This is a genomic window from Pseudomonas sp. Sample_20 (assembly GCF_004307585.1).
GTDB lineage: Bacteria > Pseudomonadota > Gammaproteobacteria > Pseudomonadales > Pseudomonadaceae > Aquipseudomonas > Aquipseudomonas atacamensis.
Window position 1 is genome coordinate 1 of the sequence record NZ_RCOA01000118.1, and the last position, 17,119, is coordinate 17,119.

General features: G+C 59.4%; 15 protein-coding genes and 1 pseudogene. 5 read left to right on the top strand and 11 right to left on the bottom strand.

Features of this window, described 5'->3' with window-relative positions:
• The 9 genes from bamA to rpsB all read right to left on the bottom strand — a co-directional run.
• Window positions 1-1,208, bottom strand: a 1,208-nt coding sequence (bamA, locus tag D8U70_RS23200) for an outer membrane protein assembly factor BamA (RefSeq protein ID WP_130929824.1), incomplete at its 3' end; no start/stop codon positions are given.
• A 74-nt stretch (window positions 1,209-1,282) separates the two neighbouring features.
• Window positions 1,283-2,635, bottom strand: a complete 1,353-nt coding sequence (rseP, locus tag D8U70_RS23205) for a sigma E protease regulator RseP (protein ID WP_110600137.1) — start codon at window positions 2,633-2,635, stop codon at window positions 1,283-1,285.
• Between the two features lie 54 nt (window positions 2,636-2,689).
• Window positions 2,690-3,880: a 1-deoxy-D-xylulose-5-phosphate reductoisomerase gene (gene ispC / locus D8U70_RS23210; RefSeq protein ID WP_130929825.1), complete on the bottom strand. Its 1,191-nt coding sequence runs from the start codon at window positions 3,878-3,880 to the stop codon at window positions 2,690-2,692.
• On the bottom strand, window positions 3,877-4,683 hold the full coding sequence (locus D8U70_RS23215) for a phosphatidate cytidylyltransferase (RefSeq protein ID WP_073476058.1): 807 nt from the start codon (window positions 4,681-4,683) through the stop codon (window positions 3,877-3,879). The genes ispC and D8U70_RS23215 overlap by 4 nt, the downstream gene beginning before the upstream one ends.
• Complete coding sequence (gene uppS / locus D8U70_RS23220; protein ID WP_016771475.1) at window positions 4,683-5,438, bottom strand: polyprenyl diphosphate synthase; 756 nt, start codon at window positions 5,436-5,438, stop codon at window positions 4,683-4,685. Before uppS ends, D8U70_RS23215 begins: the two co-directional genes overlap by 1 nt.
• A gap of 14 nt (window positions 5,439-5,452) precedes the next feature.
• Window positions 5,453-6,010, bottom strand: coding sequence for a ribosome recycling factor (frr, locus tag D8U70_RS23225; RefSeq protein ID WP_130899905.1), 558 nt, complete (start codon window positions 6,008-6,010; stop codon window positions 5,453-5,455).
• Window positions 6,007-6,750: a UMP kinase gene (gene pyrH / locus D8U70_RS23230; protein ID WP_011332683.1), complete on the bottom strand. Its 744-nt coding sequence runs from the start codon at window positions 6,748-6,750 to the stop codon at window positions 6,007-6,009. Before pyrH ends, frr begins: the two co-directional genes overlap by 4 nt.
• Window positions 6,751-6,957: 207 nt before the next feature.
• The gene (tsf, locus tag D8U70_RS23235) at window positions 6,958-7,821 is read right to left on the bottom strand and encodes a translation elongation factor Ts (protein ID WP_016771476.1); all 864 of its coding nucleotides are present in this window, start codon (window positions 7,819-7,821) and stop codon (window positions 6,958-6,960) included.
• Between the two features lie 191 nt (window positions 7,822-8,012).
• Entirely contained in the window at window positions 8,013-8,750 is a 738-nt protein-coding gene (gene rpsB / locus D8U70_RS23240; RefSeq protein ID WP_003222119.1) for a 30S ribosomal protein S2, read from the bottom strand.
• Between the two features lie 373 nt (window positions 8,751-9,123).
• Here rpsB and map point away from each other — a divergent pair, with 373 nt between their 5' ends.
• The 3 genes from map to dapC all read left to right on the top strand — a co-directional run bounded on the left by map (window position 9,124) and on the right by dapC (window position 14,071).
• Window positions 9,124-9,906: a type I methionyl aminopeptidase gene (map, locus tag D8U70_RS23245; RefSeq protein ID WP_130929826.1), complete on the top strand. Its 783-nt coding sequence runs from the start codon at window positions 9,124-9,126 to the stop codon at window positions 9,904-9,906.
• A 40-nt stretch (window positions 9,907-9,946) separates the two neighbouring features.
• Window positions 9,947-12,649: a [protein-PII] uridylyltransferase gene (locus D8U70_RS23250; protein WP_130929827.1), complete on the top strand. Its 2,703-nt coding sequence runs from the start codon at window positions 9,947-9,949 to the stop codon at window positions 12,647-12,649.
• Window positions 12,650-12,871: 222 nt separating this feature from the next.
• A complete protein-coding gene (gene dapC, locus D8U70_RS23255) occupies window positions 12,872-14,071 on the top strand; it encodes a succinyldiaminopimelate transaminase (protein WP_130929828.1) in 1,200 nt (399 codons plus the stop codon).
• 45 nt (window positions 14,072-14,116) lie between these two features.
• On the opposite strand, the gene D8U70_RS23260 is transcribed toward dapC, so the two are convergent.
• Window positions 14,117-15,748 (bottom strand): Na+/H+ antiporter, encoded by a 1,632-nt coding sequence (locus tag D8U70_RS23260; protein WP_016771480.1) that lies wholly within the window; start codon window positions 15,746-15,748, stop codon window positions 14,117-14,119.
• A gap of 106 nt (window positions 15,749-15,854) precedes the next feature.
• Window positions 15,855-15,941 (bottom strand): annotated as a pseudogene (locus tag D8U70_RS28050) (metal ABC transporter ATP-binding protein); the annotation flags it as partial.
• A 99-nt stretch (window positions 15,942-16,040) separates the two neighbouring features.
• Between D8U70_RS28050 and D8U70_RS23270 the strand changes: the two are divergent.
• The gene (locus D8U70_RS23270; RefSeq protein ID WP_110600145.1) at window positions 16,041-16,403 is read left to right on the top strand and encodes an ArsC family reductase; all 363 of its coding nucleotides are present in this window, start codon (window positions 16,041-16,043) and stop codon (window positions 16,401-16,403) included.
• A gap of 31 nt (window positions 16,404-16,434) precedes the next feature.
• Window positions 16,435-17,119 (top strand): 2,3,4,5-tetrahydropyridine-2,6-dicarboxylate N-succinyltransferase (locus D8U70_RS23275; RefSeq protein ID WP_130929830.1); only part of this gene is annotated, 685 nt, incomplete at its 3' end.

Genomic DNA, 17,119 nt, shown 5'->3' on the forward strand with positions numbered 1-17,119 from the left:
GCCGGGGTTTCAACGTTGACTTCCTTGAAGAAGCCCAGGCGTTCCAGACGGGTCTTGGACTGGTCAATCAGGTAGGTCGAAGCCCAGCCACCTTCCATCTGACGCATTTCACGACGCAGCACTTCGTCCTCGGACTTGGTGTTGCCACGGAAATTGATGCGGTTGACGTAGGCACGCTTGCCCGGATCGACAGCGAAGAGGATGTCCACAGTGTGGTCATCATCGTGCGGCTGAGGCACGCCGTTGACGTTGGCGAAGGTGTAGCCCTCGTTACCCAGACGACGGGTGATCAGCTCGGAGGTGGTGGTCATCAGCTTGCGCGAGAACACCTGGCCCTTCTGCACGAGCAACAGCGACTTGATCTGGTCTTCAGGGACTTTCAGGTCACCGCTGAGCTTGACGTCACGAACGGTGTACTTCTCGCCTTCGGTGACGTTGACAGTAATGTAGACGTGCTTCTTGTCCGGGGTAATCGAGACCTGGGTCGAAGCGATGTCCATGTTGATATAGCCGCGATCCAGATAGTAGGAACGCAGACGCTCCAGGTCACCGGAAAGTTTTTCGCGGGCATATTTGTCATCGTTCTTGAAGAACGACAGCCAGTTGGTGGTTTTCAGTTCGAACAGGTCGGTCAGGTCTTCCTCAGGGAAAACCGTATTGCCTACCACGTTGATGTGCTGAATGGCGGCAACGGTACCTTCGTTGATCTTCACCTTCAGACCCACGCGGTTACGCGGCTGCGAAACCACTTCGGTGTCAACGGTTGCCGAGTAGCGACCCTGGGCGACGTACTGACGTTGCAGTTCGTTACGCACACCCTCGAGGGTGGCGCGCTGGAAGATTTCGCCTTCGGCCAGACCGGATTGCTTGAGGCCCTTCATCAGGTCTTCAGTAGAGATCGCCTTGTTGCCTTCGATCTCGATACTGGCGACCGATGGACGCTCGACCACGGTGATGACCAGAACGTTGCCTTCGCGGCCCAGCTGGATATCTTGAAAGAAACCGGTTTTGAACAACGCACGAGTGGATTCCACCAGGCGACGATCATCCGCCTGCTCGCCGACGTTCAACGGCAAGGCACCAAAGACGCTACCCGCGGAGACCCGCTGGAGGCCATTGACGCGAATATCAGAGATAGTGAAGGACTCGGCGTGAACTTCGGCGATCATCAATACGGTGAGAACCGCAGTTAGCAGCAGACGTTTCATGAAGTCCTTTCTTATTCCAACTGGCAATAAACAAACTGCCGCAAAATGCGGCAGATTCGCAATTCAGCGAAGCGTTACAGTCGACCCAGATCGTTGACCAGAGCAAGCAACATCACCCCGACCACCAAACTGATACCGATCTGTATCCCCCAACCTTGCACCCGATCCGACAAGGGGCGACCACGCACCCACTCGATCAGATAAAACAACAAATGCCCCCCATCCAGTACAGGAATGGGCAGCAAATTCAGAACCCCCAGGCTAATACTCAGATAAGCAAGGAAATTCAGGAAATCAGCGACGCCCGACTGGGCAGAAGCGCCCGCCACTTTAGCAATGGTTATCGGTCCACTCAAGTTTTTTACCGAGAGCTCGCCGAACAGCATTTTCTTCAGTGAATCCAGCGTCAGAATGCTCATGGTCCAAGTGCGACGGGCACCCTCGCCAATCGCGGCCAGCGGGCCATAGCTGACTTCGCGGATCATTTCCGGTGGCCAGTCGATGGCTTTGACGCCAGCGCCCAGATAACCGCTTGGCGCTTTGCTTTCACCGCGTGCCGCCAGGGTCACAGGGACGTCGATTTGAGCATTGTCGCGCTCGATGCGCAGCATGATTTTGGTATCAGGACGCGTACGAACGGTATCGACCACTTGCTGCCAATCATCGAGCGGCTGGCCATCAAGCGCCAGCAATCGATCGCCGGTTTTCAGCCCCGCTGCCTGAGCCGGGCCTTTCGGATCCAGTTCGGCAAGCACCGGCGGCAACGCCGGACGCCATGGACGAATGCCCAAAGAGCGGATCGGATCCGGTTCGTCGGCGCCTTTTAGCCAGTTATCCAGTGCCAGCGTGCGCGGCGATTCTGCCGTCGAACCCTGCTCGCGCACCAGCAACTGAATCGCACCGCTCTCACCGAGACGACGCACCAGTTGCAGATTGACTGCCGCCCAACCCGAGGTCGGCTCGCCATCGATCGATACAATCTCCTGGCCAGCGTTCAGACCTGCCTTGGCGGCAATGCTGCCAGACTCGACTGCGCCGATGACCGGACGCACCTGCTCGCTGCCGAGCATCGCCAGCACCCAGAAGAACACCAACGCCAGCAGGAAATTGGCAATCGGGCCGGCGGCAACAATAGCAATGCGCTGACGTACCGATTTGCGATTGAACGACTGATCGAGCTGATCGACCGGCACTTCGCCTTCGCGCTCGTCGAGCATCTTGACGTAGCCGCCCAGCGGAATCGCGGCGACCACGAACTCAGTGCCTTGCTTGTCATGCCAGCGCAGCAACGGCATGCCAAAGCCCACGGAAAACCGCAGAACCTTGACGCCACAGCGACGCGCGACCCAGAAGTGGCCGAATTCGTGGAAGGTGACCAGCACACCCAGGGCGATCAGGGTGCCGGCAATCATATAGAGCGCGCTCATCTACTTTCTCCGCAATCCTGTTCAGTGTCGCGTGTCGCCGTTGTGTTGCAAAAACTATCGGCCGTGCCGACTCAACCACTGCTCAGCCAGCAATCGCGCTTTCGCGTCCGCCGTAAATACGGCGTCGAGGTCGTGCAGCGCCACTACCGGCTCCAGATTCAAGACTTCCTCGATGATACTCGCGATTTCCAGGTAGCGAACCCGTCCGTCGAGAAACGCTGCCACGGCCACTTCATTGGCCGCGTTGAGCATCGCCGGCGCGCTGTCGCCAGCTTCGGCCGCCTGACGGGCCAAACGCAGGCAGGGGAAGCGGCTTTCATCGGGCGCCTCAAAATCCAGTCGCGCAATGGCGAACAGATCCAGTGGCGGTACGCCGGAATCGATACGCTCCGGCCAGGCCAGGGCGTTGGCGATCGGTGTGCGCATGTCCGGATTACCCAACTGCGCCAGGACCGAGCCATCGACGTAATCGACCAGAGAGTGGATCACGCTTTGCGGATGAATCACCACTTCGACCTGAGACGGTTTGGCATCGAACAACCAGCAGGCTTCGATCAGTTCCAGACCCTTGTTCATCATGCTTGCCGAATCCACGGATATCTTGCGCCCCATGGACCAGTTCGGATGCGCGCACGCCTGTTCAGGCGAAACATCTGCCAGCTCGGCCATCGGCGTCTGCCGGAAAGGCCCGCCAGAGGCCGTCAGCAAGATCCGCCGCACCCCCACCGAGCTCAAGCCGCGGGCGAAATCCGCGGGCATGCACTGAAAAATCGCGTTGTGCTCACTGTCGATCGGCAGCAGCACCGAGCCGCTTTTGCGCACAGCCTGCATGAACAGAGCGCCGGACATCACCAGCGCTTCCTTGTTGGCCAGCAGAATCTTCTTGCCCGCCTCGACCGCCGCCAGTGTCGGACGCAAACCCGCCGCACCGACGATGGCCGCCATTACTGCATCGACTTCGGGCGCGGAGGCAACCTGACACAGCCCCTCCTCCCCTACCAGCACACGAGTCGGCAAACCAGCTGCACGCAAGTCATCCTGCAACCCACGCGCCGCAGCACCTTCAGGCACCACGGCAAATTGCGGTACATGACGGACGCACAGCGCGAGCAATTCGCTAAGACGGGTGAAACCACTCAATGCAAAAACCTGATAACGCTCAGGATGACGGGCAATCACATCCAGGGTGTTCAGACCGATCGAACCGGTCGCACCCAACACGGTAATCTGCTGGGGACGACTCACGGTGCGGCCATCCAGAGCAATACGGCGAACACCGGAATGGCTGCGGTCAGGCTGTCGATGCGATCCAGCACGCCACCATGACCGGGCAGCAGATTACTGCTGTCCTTGATGCCGGACTGGCGCTTGAACATGCTTTCGGTAAGGTCACCGACCACGGAAATGAAGACGATCACTGCCGCGCCGACCAGGCCTTTGAGCAGTTCGGCCACGGTCCAGTCGCGCACCAGCCCGACAATCGCGGTAATCACCAGACTCAGCGCCAGACCACCGTAAACGCCTTCCCAGCTCTTGCCCGGGCTGACCTGCGGCGCCAGCTTGCGCTTGCCGAACTTGCGCCCGGAAAAATAAGCCCCGATGTCCGCGCCCCAGACCAGCACCATCACCGCCATGATCAACCAGTTACCTAGCGGGTACTGCTTGATCTGCACCAGACCCTGCCACGCAGGCAGCAGGATCAGCAGACCGATCAGCAGTTTGGTCGCCGCAGTAGACCAATGCGCGCTGGAGCGTGGATACGTCAGCACCAGATAAGTCGCAATCGCCCACCAGATTACCGATGCACCGAGCACCCAAGGCGCAAGGCCCGGCAGCACATACATGACGAACAGCATCAGGGCGACCACAGCGGCAAAGCCGACGCGGAACGATTGTGCGGTGAAGCCGGCCAGACGCGCCCATTCCCAGGCACCGAGGCTCACCACCAGGCCAATGAACAGCGCGAAGCCGGCACCTTTGAGCAGGAAAAACCCGCACAAGGCAATCGGCAGCAGGATCAGTGCAGTGATGATTCGTTGTTTAAGCATTAAACCCGGGCTCCAGCTTCGACCTGCTCGCTCGTTTTACCGAAGCGACGCTGGCGTGAAGCGAAATCGGCCAGCGCGGTGCGCATGGCGTCGTGTTTGAAGTCCGGCCAGAACAGGTCGGAGAAGTACAGCTCGGCGTAGGCCAGCTGCCACAGCAGGAAGTTGCTGATGCGATGCTCGCCACCGGTGCGGATGCACAGGTCAGGCAACGGCAGATCGCCGGTAGCCAGGCAGGTCTGCAGCAGATCCGGAGTGATGTCCTCCGGGCGCAAGTGCCCGGCCTGGACTTCACGCGCCAGACGCTGCGCGGCCTGAGCGATATCCCACTGACCGCCATAATTGGCGGCGATCTGCAGGACAAAGCGGTTGGCACCGACCGTCATGGCCTCGGCCTCGCGCATCGCCGCCTGAAGCTCAGGGTGGAAGCGCGAACGATCGCCAATGATGCGCAGGCTGATGTTGTTGTCGTTGAGACGCTTGGCCTCACGACGCAGCGCCTTGAAGAATAGATCCATCAAAGCGCTGACTTCATCGGCCGGGCGCTGCCAGTTTTCACTGGAGAAGGCGAACAGGGTCAGGACTTCGACCTTGGCCTCAGCGCACACCTCGATCACCGCCCGCACAGCATCCACGCCCGCTTTATGCCCGGCGACACCCGGCATAAAGCGTTTTTTCGCCCAGCGATTATTGCCATCCATGATGATCGCGACATGGCGCGGCACCGCGGACGGCGCAGTCTGCTTGGTCTTGTCCATTTAAAGCTCGACCCTTATACGGCCATCAGGTCTTTTTCTTTTTGCGCCAGGTTCGCGTCGATTTGAGCCACGTACTTCTTGGTCAGATCGTCGATTTCGCCAGCAGCGCGACGCTCTTCGTCTTCGCTGATTTCTTTCTCTTTAACCAGATCCTTCAGCGAGCTGTTGGCATCGCGACGAATGTTGCGCACGGCAACACGAGCATCTTCAGCCACATCACGCGCCTGTTTGGTGAAGCCGCGACGGGTTTCTTCGGTCAGCGCCGGCATGCTGATCAGCAACAGCTCACCCAGGTTGGTCGGGTTCAAGTTCAGACCTGCACTGCCGATCGCTTTGTCGACAGCACCGAGCATGTTGCGCTCAAACGCGACAACCTGCAGGGTACGGGCGTCTTTGACAGTGATGTTGGCGACTTGCTTGATCGGGGTGTCAGCGCCGTAATACGGCACCATCACGCCTTCCAGGATGCTTGGGTGCGCCTGGCCGGTGCGGATACGGCCGAAGTTGTGAGCCAGGGACTCAACCGACTTCTGCATACGCTCTTGGGCGTCTTTCTTGATTTCGTTGATCATTGTTGAACTTCCTCGATCAGGGTTCCTTCAGCGCCGCCGTGCACGATGTTCAGCAGGGCGCCGGGCTTGTTCATGTTGAATACGCGCAGCGGCATCTTGTGATCGCGGCACAGGCAGATAGCAGTCAGATCCATTACACCCAGCTTGCGATCCAGTACTTCATCATAAGTCAGATGATCGAACTTCTCGGCATGCGGGTCTTTGAACGGGTCTGCGGTGTACACGCCATCAACCTTGGTGGCCTTGAGCACAACGTCGGCGTCGATTTCGATTGCACGCAGGCAGGCTGCCGAATCCGTGGTGAAGAACGGATTGCCGGTACCGGCCGCGAAGATCACGACGTCCTTGGAGTTCAGGTGACGCATGGCTTTGCGGCGATCGTAGTGATCGGTCACACCGACCATGGAAATGGCCGACATGACGATGGCCGAGATATTGGCACGTTCCAGCGCATCGCGCATGGCCAGGGCGTTCATCACAGTGGCCAGCATGCCCATGTGGTCGCCCGTGACCCGATCCATACCGGCTTTGCTCAGGGCTTCGCCACGGAACAGGTTGCCACCGCCGATCACCAGACCGACCTGCACGCCGATGCCGACCAGCTGGCCGACTTCCAGCGCCATGCGATCCAGCACCTTCGGATCGATCCCGAACTCTTCCGAGCCCATCAGGGCCTCGCCGCTAAGCTTGAGTAGAATGCGTTTATAGCGAGCCTGATAACCACTGCCCTGCTGAGCCATTGCGAATCTCTCCTGCGGCGTATTTAAAATTCTTTGCGAGCTGTTTACAGCTGGCGTTCACTCTAGCTTGGCGCTGCTGCAGCGCCATCGGAACATGGCTTTGTAAGTCAGTTCCGGGTGGAAACCAATAAAAAATTGGTACCCCATCTGAAAAGAGGCTGCGCGCGTTAGCGGGCAGCCTCTTTCGGGCGACAGTTGAAAACCGTCTTATTGCTTGGCGGCAGCCAGCTGGGCAGCAACTTCTTCAGCGAAGTTGTCGACCGGCTTCTCGATGCCTTCGCCTACTTTGAAGTAGGTGAAGGAAACGATTTCAGCACCGGCTTTCTTGGCCAGTTCGCCAACCTTGACTTCAGGGTTCTTGACGAACGCCTGCTCGACCAGGCTCGCTTCTGCCAGGAACTTGCTGATACGGCCCTTGACCATGTTCTCAACAATGTTTTCTGGCTTGCCTTTGATCTTTTCTTCGTTCAGCTGCAGGAACACAGCTTTCTCACGCTCGATCGCTTCGTCGGAGACTTGCGAAGGCAGCAGGAACTCAGGGTTGCTTGCAGCAACGTGCATAGCGATGTCTTTGGCCAGCTCGACGTCACCGCCTTTCAGGACAACAGCAACACCGATCTTGTTACCGTGCAGGTAGGTGCCGACAACGTCACCTTCTACGCGTACCAGACGACGGATGTTGACGTTCTCGCCGACTTTGGCAACCAGCGCTTCACGAGCCGATTCCTGAGCGGCGATCAGCGGAGCTGCGTCGGTCAGTTTTTCGTCGAAAGCTTTTTCTACGCTGGCAGCAACGAAGTTCTTGAAGTCGTCTTGCAGGGCCAGGAAGTCGGTCTGCGAGTTGACTTCCAGCAGCACGGCTGCCTTGTCATTCGATTTGATGGCGATTGCGCCTTCAGCGGCAACGTTGCCAGCTTTTTTCGCAGCCTTGATGGCGCCCGAAGCACGCATGTCATCAATGGCTTTTTCGATGTCGCCGTCAGCCTTTTCCAGGGCTTTCTTGCAATCCATCATGCCTTCGCCGGTACGCTCGCGTAGTTCTTTGACCAACGCTGCAGTAATTGCTGCCATTTTCAAATTCCTCTTGGATAGGTTTTCAACCATTCCACCCGATCGAACGGGCGTTCAATTCTTCCCGAACCACCCATGTTGGCTGCCGCACATGACAAATACAGACGTGGGCGCCGACAAATGGTTTTCGAGGTGGCAAAAAGGGGGCCAAGCCCCCTTTTTGCTTACTGAGTCAACGCCAGGGGCGTCGATTACTCAGCTGCAGCCTGAGTTTCTTCAGCTGCGAATTCAACAGTACCGCCAGCAACATTGTTGCGACCACGGATAACTGCGTCAGCCATCGAACCCATGTACAGCTGGATAGCGCGGATGGCGTCATCGTTGCCTGGGATGATGTAGTCAACGCCTTCCGGGCTGCTGTTGGTATCGACAACGCCGATGACCGGGATGCCCAGCTTGTTGGCTTCGGTGATCGCGATGCGCTCGTGGTCAACGTCGATCACGAACAGTGCGTCTGGCAGACCGCCCATGTCCTTGATGCCGCCCAGCGAACGATCCAGCTTCTCAAGATCACGGGAGCGCATCAGCGCTTCTTTCTTGGTCAGCTTGGCGAAAGTACCGTCTTCGGCTTGAACTTCAAGGTCACGCAGACGCTTGATGGAAGCACGAATGGTCTTGAAGTTGGTCAGCATGCCGCCCAACCAGCGGTGATCGACGTACGGCGAACCGCAACGTGCTGCTTCTTCAGCAACGATCTTGCCAGCGGAACGCTTGGTGCCGACGAACAGAATCTTGTTTTTGCCCTGGGCCAGACGCTCTACGAAAGTCAGAGCTTCGTTGAACATTGGCAGGGTTTTTTCAAGGTTGATGATGTGAATCTTGTTACGCGCGCCGAAAATGTACTTGCCCATTTTCGGATTCCAGTAACGGGTTTGGTGACCGAAGTGCACACCGGCCTTCAGCATATCGCGCATGTTGACTTGGGACATGATAGTTCCTTGATAAGTCGGGTTTGGCCTCCACGTATCCCAATGACCAACCAGAGGCATAAAGCCCAAGGCACCCAGGTCATCGTGTCGACACGTGTGTGGATTTAAGCTTTTCGGGGCATCCCCGGAAAGCGGCGCATTTTATACCACAGGGTGCGCAGAAACGGAACCCGGAATCTGTATTCGCACCAGTGACATGGGCGCAGCCCCCTTGGAATCGGCTCGATGGGCACCATTGTATAGACACAAGCCAGACATGCAGGCGCGGATTTGCGCCTCTCGTCTGTTAGAATCGCGTTTTTCAGGGTCGCAAAATGTACGCTTGCCACCCAATTCGTATCCGTAAGCGCCGCCGAGCGCAGAGAGAGCCTGTATGACCGTCAACCTCAAAACCCCCGAGGACATCGCTGGCATGCGTGTCGCCGGCAAACTGGCCGCCGATGTGCTGGAAATGATTGCCGAACATGTCAAACCGGGCGTGACCACTGATCAGCTCAACCAGATCTGCCATGACTACATCGTCAACGTGCAGCAGGCCATCCCTGCCCCGCTCAACTACAAGGGCTACCCGAAGTCGATTTGCACTTCGATCAACCATGTGGTCTGCCACGGCATTCCGAACGACAAACCGCTGAAAAACGGCGACACCCTGAACATCGACGTCACGGTGATCAAAGACGGCTACCACGGCGATACCAGCCGCATGTTCCACGTCGGCGAGGTACCGGTCTGGGCCGAGCGCCTGTCGCAGGTCACCCAGGAATGCATGTACAAGGCCATCGAGATCGTCAAACCTGGCTGCCGCCTCGGCGACATCGGTGAAGTGATCCAGAAGCACGCGGAAAAGAACGGTTTCTCGGTGGTGCGCGAGTTCTGCGGCCACGGCATCGGCAAGGTCTTCCACGAAGAGCCGCAGATCCTGCACTACGGTCGCGCCGGCACTGGCATGGAACTGAAGGCAGGCATGACCTTCACCATCGAGCCGATGATCAACCAGGGCAAGGCCGACACCAAGGTTCTCGGCGACGGCTGGACCGCGATCACCAAAGACCGCAAGCTCTCGGCCCAGTGGGAACACACCCTGCTGGTCACCGACACCGGCTACGAGATTTTCACTTTGCGCAGCGATGACACCATCCCGCGTATCTCGGTCTGACACCCAGAACGCTCCCAGCCTATAGAAGGAAAGCCAATCGATGCCGCAGGTGGATCCCGAACTCTTCGACCGCGGCCAGTTCCAGGCTGAACTGGCCCTCAAAGCGAGTCCCATCGCGGCGTTCAAGAAGGCGATCCGCCAGGCCCGCGAGGTTCTCGACACGCGTTTTCGCAAGGGCCGCGACATCCGCCGCCTGATCGAAGACCGCGCCTGGTTTGTCGACAACATCCTGCAAAAGGCCTGGGAGCAGTTCAACTGGAGCGAAGACGCCGACATCGCTCTGGTGGCAGTGGGCGGCTACGGTCGCGGCGAGTTGCACCCGTATTCCGACATTGATCTGCTGATCCTGCTCGACAGTGCCGACCACGAAGTTTTCCGCGATTCCATCGAGCGTTTTCTGACGCTGCTGTGGGACATCGGTCTAGAGGTCGGCCAGAGCGTGCGCTCGGTCGACGAATGCGCAGAAGAGGCCCGCGCCGACCTGACTGTGGTCACCAACCTGATGGAAAGCCGCACCATCTGCGGCCCCGAGCGTCTGCGTCAGCGCATGATCGAAGTGACCAGCACCGCGCACATGTGGCCGGCCAAGGAGTTCTTCCTGGCCAAGCGTGCGGAACAGAAAGCACGTCACCACAAATACAACGACACCGAGTACAACCTCGAACCGAACGTTAAAGGCTCGCCCGGTGGCCTGCGCGATATTCAGACGATCCTCTGGGTCGCCCGCCGTCAGTACGGCACCCTGAACCTGCGCGCCCTCGCTGGCGAAGGCTTTCTGGTCGAAAGCGAAAACGCCCTGCTCGCCTCCTCCCAGGAATTCCTCTGGAAAGTGCGCTACGCGCTGCACATGCTCGCCGGCCGTTCCGAAGACCGCTTGCTGTTCGATCATCAGCGCACCATTGCCGGCCTGCTCGGCTTTGAAGGAGACGACGCCAAACAGGCGGTCGAAAACTTCATGCAGCAGTACTTCCGCACCGTGATGAGCATCGCCCAACTGAGCGATCTGATCATCCAGCACTTCGAGGAAGTCATCCTCGCTCCGGAAGACGAGGCGCCGCCGCAACCGATCAATTCACGCTTCCAGCTGCATGACGGCTACATCGAGGCGCGCAATGACAATGTGTTCCGCCGCACCCCGTTCGCCATGCTGGAGATTTTCGTGCTGATGGCCCAGCAGCCGGAAATCAAAGGCGTGCGTGCCGACACCATTCGTCTGCTGCGCGAACATCGTCATCTGATCGATGACAACTTCCGTAACGATATCCGCAACACCAGCCTGTTCATCGAGCTGTTCAAGTGCAAGATCGGCATCCACCGCAATCTGCGGCGGATGAACCGTTACGGCATTCTCGGCCGTTATCTGCCGGAGTTCGGTTTTATCGTCGGGCAGATGCAGCACGACCTGTTCCACATCTATACGGTCGATGCGCACACGCTGAATCTGATCAAACACCTGCGCAAACTGCAGTACACCCAGGTTTCGGAGAAATTTCCGCTGGCGGCCAAGCTCATGGCCAAGCTGCCCAAGCCTGAGCTGATCTACATGGCCGGCCTGTACCACGACATCGGCAAGGGCCGGCATGGCGATCACTCGGAGATCGGCGCGGTCGATGCCGAGGCGTTCTGCCAGCGTCACCAGTTGCCGGTGTGGGACAGCCGCCTGATCGTCTGGCTGGTGCAGAACCATTTGGTGATGTCCACCACTGCGCAGCGCAAGGATCTGTCCGACCCGCAGGTGATCCACGATTTCGCCCAGGCGGTCGGCGACGAAACGCGCCTCGACTACCTCTACGTGCTGACCGTGGCCGACATCAACGCTACCAACCCGACGCTGTGGAATTCATGGCGCGCCAGTCTGCTGCGCCAGCTCTATACCGAAACCAAGCGCGCCCTGCGCCGGGGCCTGGAAAACCCGGTGGATCGCGAAGAACAGATTCGCCAGACACAAAGCGCGGCGCTGGACATTCTGGTGCGCGGCGGCACCGACCCGGATGACGTCGAGCAACTGTGGGCGCAATTGGGCGATGACTATTTCCTGCGTCACACCGCCGGCGATGTAGCCTGGCACAGCGATGCGATCCTGCAGCAACCGGTGGATGGCGGGCCGCTGGTGCTGATCAAGGAAACCACCCAGCGCGAGTTCGAGGGCGGCACGCAGATCTTCATTTATGCACCGGACCAGCACGATTTCTTCGCCGTGACCGTGGCGGCGATGGACCAGCTCAACCTGAACATTCACGACGCCCGGGTCATCACCTCGAGCAGCCAGTTCACTCTCGACACCTACATCGTGCTCGACAACGAAGGCGAATCGATCGGCGACAACCCGGCGCGGATCAAGCAGATCCGCGAAGGTCTGACCGAAGCCCTGCGCAACCCGGACGACTACCCGACGATCATTCAGCGCCGGGTGCCGCGCCAACTCAAACACTTCGCCTTCGCCCCGCAAGTAACGATCCACAACGACGCCCAGCGTCCAGTGACCGTGCTGGAGCTGACCGCGCCCGACCGGCCGGGCCTGCTGGCGCGGGTCGGGGGGATTTTCCTCGAGTTCGATCTGTCGCTGCAGAACGCCAAGATTGCGACCCTGGGCGAGCGCGTGGAAGACGTGTTCTTCATCACCGACGCGCTCAACCAGCCGCTGTCTGATCCGCTGCTGTGCAGCCGTCTGCAGGATGCGATCGTCGAACAACTGAGCGTCAATCAGGAACCGGATATCAAACTTTCGCGGATCAGTATCTGAATCACCCGTTTATCCGTGTGAATGCAGCCCATGCTTTCCTCCGGTACATACAATCCCCTGTGGCGAGGGGCTTTATCCCCGTTCGGCTGCGAAGCAGTCGTAAAACCTGTGTATGCGGACATTCAGTTGAACCGCAGTGAATGGTTTTGGGGCCGCTGCGCAGCCCAACGGGGATAAATCCCCTCGCCACAGAAAGCTCTTGAGCATTTAAAAGAGGCCCCCATGAACAACGCTCTGAACCAGCTCCAGCCGTACCCGTTCGAAAAGCTCCGCGCCCTGCTCGGCAGCGTTACGCCGAACCCGGACAAACGCCCGATCGCCCTGTCGATCGGCGAGCCGAAACACCGTTCGCCGAGTTTTGTCGCCGAAACGCTGGCGAACAATCTGGATCAGATGGCGGTGTACCCGACCACCCTCGGCATTCCGGCCCTGCGCGAAGCCATCGCCGGTTGGTGCGAGCGTCGTTTTGGCGTGCCGAACGGCTGGATCGATCCGGCGCGCAATGTGCTACCGGTCAACGGCACCCGTGAAGCGCTGTTCGCCTTCACCCAGACCGTGGTCAACCGTGGCGACGATGCGCTGGTGGTCAGCCCGAACCCGTTCTATCAGATCTACGAAGGCGCGGCGTTCCTCGCCGGGGCCAAGCCGCATTACCTGCCATGCCTGGATGAAAACGGCTTCAACCCGGACTTCGACGCGGTAGCACCGGATATCTGGCAGCGTTGCCAGATTCTGTTCCTGTGCTCGCCGGGCAACCCGACCGGCGCGCTGATTCCGGTTGAGACCCTGAAGAAGCTGATCGCCTTGGCTGATCAGTACGACTTCGTCATTGCCGCCGACGAGTGCTACAGCGAACTGTACTTCGACGAACAAACCCCGCCGCCAGGCCTGCTCAGCGCCTGCGTCGAACTGGGCCGCAATGACTTCAAGCGCTGCGTGGTCTTTCACAGCCTGTCCAAGCGCTCCAACCTTCCGGGCTTGCGCTCAGGCTTTGTTGCCGGCGATGCCGACATCCTCAAGGGCTTCCTGCTCTATCGCACTTACCATGGCTGCGCGATGCCGGTACAGACTCAACTGGCCAGCGTTGCCGCGTGGAATGACGAAGTGCATGTGCGCGCCAACCGTGCGCTGTATCGCGAGAAGTTCGATGCGGTGCTGAACATTCTCAGCCCGGTCATGGACGTACAGCGCCCGGATGGCAGCTTCTATCTGTGGCCGAATGTGCAGGGCGATGATGCGGCGTTCTGCCGCGATCTGTTCGAGCAGGAACACGTGACCGTGGTGCCGGGCTCGTATCTGTCTCGCGATGTCGATGGCGTCAATCCTGGCGCCGGGCGTGTGCGCATGGCGCTGGTTGCGCCGCTGGCGGAATGCGTCGAAGCCGCCGAACGGATTCGTGACTTCATCACCCGCCAGAAGTGATCACGGAGCGCTTGCGGCAGTCCCCTGCTGCAAGCGCTCAAGCGGTTATTTGACCTGCCCCAGATTGGCCTCGCTCAAATCCAGTTCCCCGAGCACTTCTCGCAACACGTCATCACCGATCTGGTGCTGACGACTGAGGCTGTAGAGTTCCAGACGTTGCGCGCGCAGCGCTTTCAAACGCAAACGCCGCTCGAGCAGATCCATCTGGAATGCCAGTGCCTGGGCTTCGGCGGAATCGTTGAATACATCAAGTTGATGGCGATATTCGGACATGATCCGCGCCTTGAGCTCCGCTGCCAGCGCCGCTTGAGCGGCATCCTGCGGGACCACTTCTTCGCTTTCCAGCGAGTGAATCGCCGCTTCGGCTGTCTTGCGCCAGGCGTCGCGCACTTCCTGACGACGCTTGTCGTCGGGACTTTTGTCGATGCCGCGCAGCAGCAAGGGCAGCGCGATACAGGCCGAGACCAGCGACAGCAGAATCACCCCGGCAGCAATGAAGATCAGCAAGTCGCGTTCAGGAAAAGCCTCGGCGCCGATCAGCATCGGTACCGACATCACACCCGCCAGCGTCACCGCTCCGCGCACACCGCCCACCGTCAGCAACCAGCATGAACGCGCCGTCGGCACTTGCGTCAGCTCGCCCTTGCCGCGCAGTCGGCGCAGCAACACCGACAAGCGCCAGATGCTCTGCACCCAGATGAACCGCAGCAGCACCAGCGCGACGAAGATCGCCAACACATCGAGGCAGCGATAGAACAGCGTCGGCCACAGCGTCGGCTCATGGCTGACCACCGCCTTGATGATGTCTGGCAATTGCAGGCCAAGCAGCAGGAAGATCAAGCCATTGAACGCAAATTCGAGCAGCGCCCAAACGCTGCGATTAAGCAATCGCGTGCTGGTCTGGCGTGGCAGCAGATCGAGCCAGCTCTGCATCATCCCCGCTGCCACCGCCGAGAGAATCCCTGAAGCGCCCAGACGTTCGGCCAGTACATAAGCGGCGAACGGCAGCAGCAACATGAACACCACGTGAGTGGCCGGATCGTCCCAGCCCCGGGCGATCATCCACGCGCGCAGGCGTCCGACCAGCCAGCTCAACGCCACACCCACAGCCAGGCCACCGAGCGCCACCGCGACGAAGGTCAGACTGGCATTGGTCAGCGAAAACACCCCCGTGACCGCTGCAGCGAGGGCGAACTTGAAGGTCACCAGGCCTGAGGCGTCATTCATCAGCGCCTCGCCCTGAAGGATGTGCATCAGCGGCGTCGGGAGTCGGTTCTGCGAAATCGCTGAAACCGCCACGGCATCCGTTGGCGACAAAACCGCTGCCAGGGCAAAGGCCACCGGCAACGGAATCGTTGGCAATAGCCAATGAATGAAATAACCGGCGCCGACCACGGTAAACAGAACAAGACCGACGGCCAGGGTCAGGATCGGTCCACGCAATTGCCAGAAGGCGCGTTTGGGCATGCGCCAGCCATCGGAAAACAGCAGCGGCGGCAGGAACAGAAACAGGAACAGTTCGGGATCGAGGGCGACGTGCAGGCCAAGCGTCGGCCAGGCGAGCAAGGCACCGGCAGCAATTTGCACCAGCGGCAACGGCAGCGGGATGACCCGCCCGACCAGTCGCGAGACGCTGACCAGCATCAGCAGGATGAGGACGGTGTAAGCAGTTTGCATAAAACCAGAATCTCAGGCGATCGACAGCGTTGAACTGCCATATTAGCGCCTTAGGCTGTGGCTGACCGTTGCACCTATGTCGCACGGCCAGACGCCGGACTAAATGTGGGAGCGAGCTTGCTCGCGAATGCGGTGTGTCATTCAGCACAGAAATTGACTGAAAGGCCCCCTTCGCGAGCAAGCTCGCTCCCACAGGTTTTACAGCGTTACGACAACCGTGGCCGACGAAACCGTCCGGTCATGGCATAATCCGTCACCATTTTTTTCCAGCACCTGTAAAGGGGGCGATTCCTTGGCCGTTTCAAGTAAAACGTTGCACCTTTTCGGCATCAAAGCCTGCGACACCATGAAAAAGGCGCGCACCTGGCTCGATGAACACGCTGTCAGTTATGACTTTCACGATTACAAGACCGCCGGCATTGACCGTGAGCACCTGAGCCAATGGTGCGACGAGCACGGCTGGCAAACCGTGCTGAACCGCGCCGGCACGACCTTTCGCAAACTCGACGACGAACGCAAAGCCGATCTCGACCAGGCGAAAGCCATCGAACTGATGCTCGCACAACCCTCGATGATCAAGCGCCCGGTGCTCGATCTCGGTGACCGAACCCTGATTGGCTTCAAGCCAGACATCTACGCGGCCGCTCTGAAGTAAGCAGCCCGTCACTCTTTGTAGAGGTATTCACATGTCCAATTCCCTGTTCAGCATCGCCTTTGGTGTCGGCACCCAGAACCGTCAAGGCGCATGGCTGGAAGTGTTCTACGCACAGCCACTGCTCAACCCTTCGGCCGAACTGGTCGCGGCTGTTGCGCCGATCCTCGGTTACAGCGAAGGCAACCAGGCCATCACCTTCACCACCGCCCAGGCCGCGCAACTGGCTGAAGCCGTGAAAGGCATCGACGCCGTGCAAGGCAAGCTGCTGACCCGCCTGGCCGAAAGCCACAAGCCGCTGGTCGCCACGCTGCTGGCCGAAGACGCGCAACTGACCTCCACGCCTGAGGCCTACCTCAAGCTGCATCTGCTCTCGCACCGTCTGGTCAAGCCGCACGGCGTGAGCCTGGCCGGTATCTTCCCGCTGCTGCCGAACGTGGCGTGGACCAGCCAGGGCGCGATCGACCTGAGCGAACTGGCGGAAATGCAACTCGAAGCGCGCCTGCGCGGCGAGCTGCTGGAAGTGTTCTCGGTGGACAAGTTCCCGAAAATGACCGACTACGTGGTACCGGCCGGCGTGCGTATCGCTGATGCTGCACGTCTGCGTCTGGGCGCCTATGTCGGCGAAGGCACCACCGTCATGCACGAAGGTTTCATCAACTTCAACGCCGGCACCGAAGGCCCGGGCATGATCGAAGGCCGCGTTTCCGCTGGCGTCT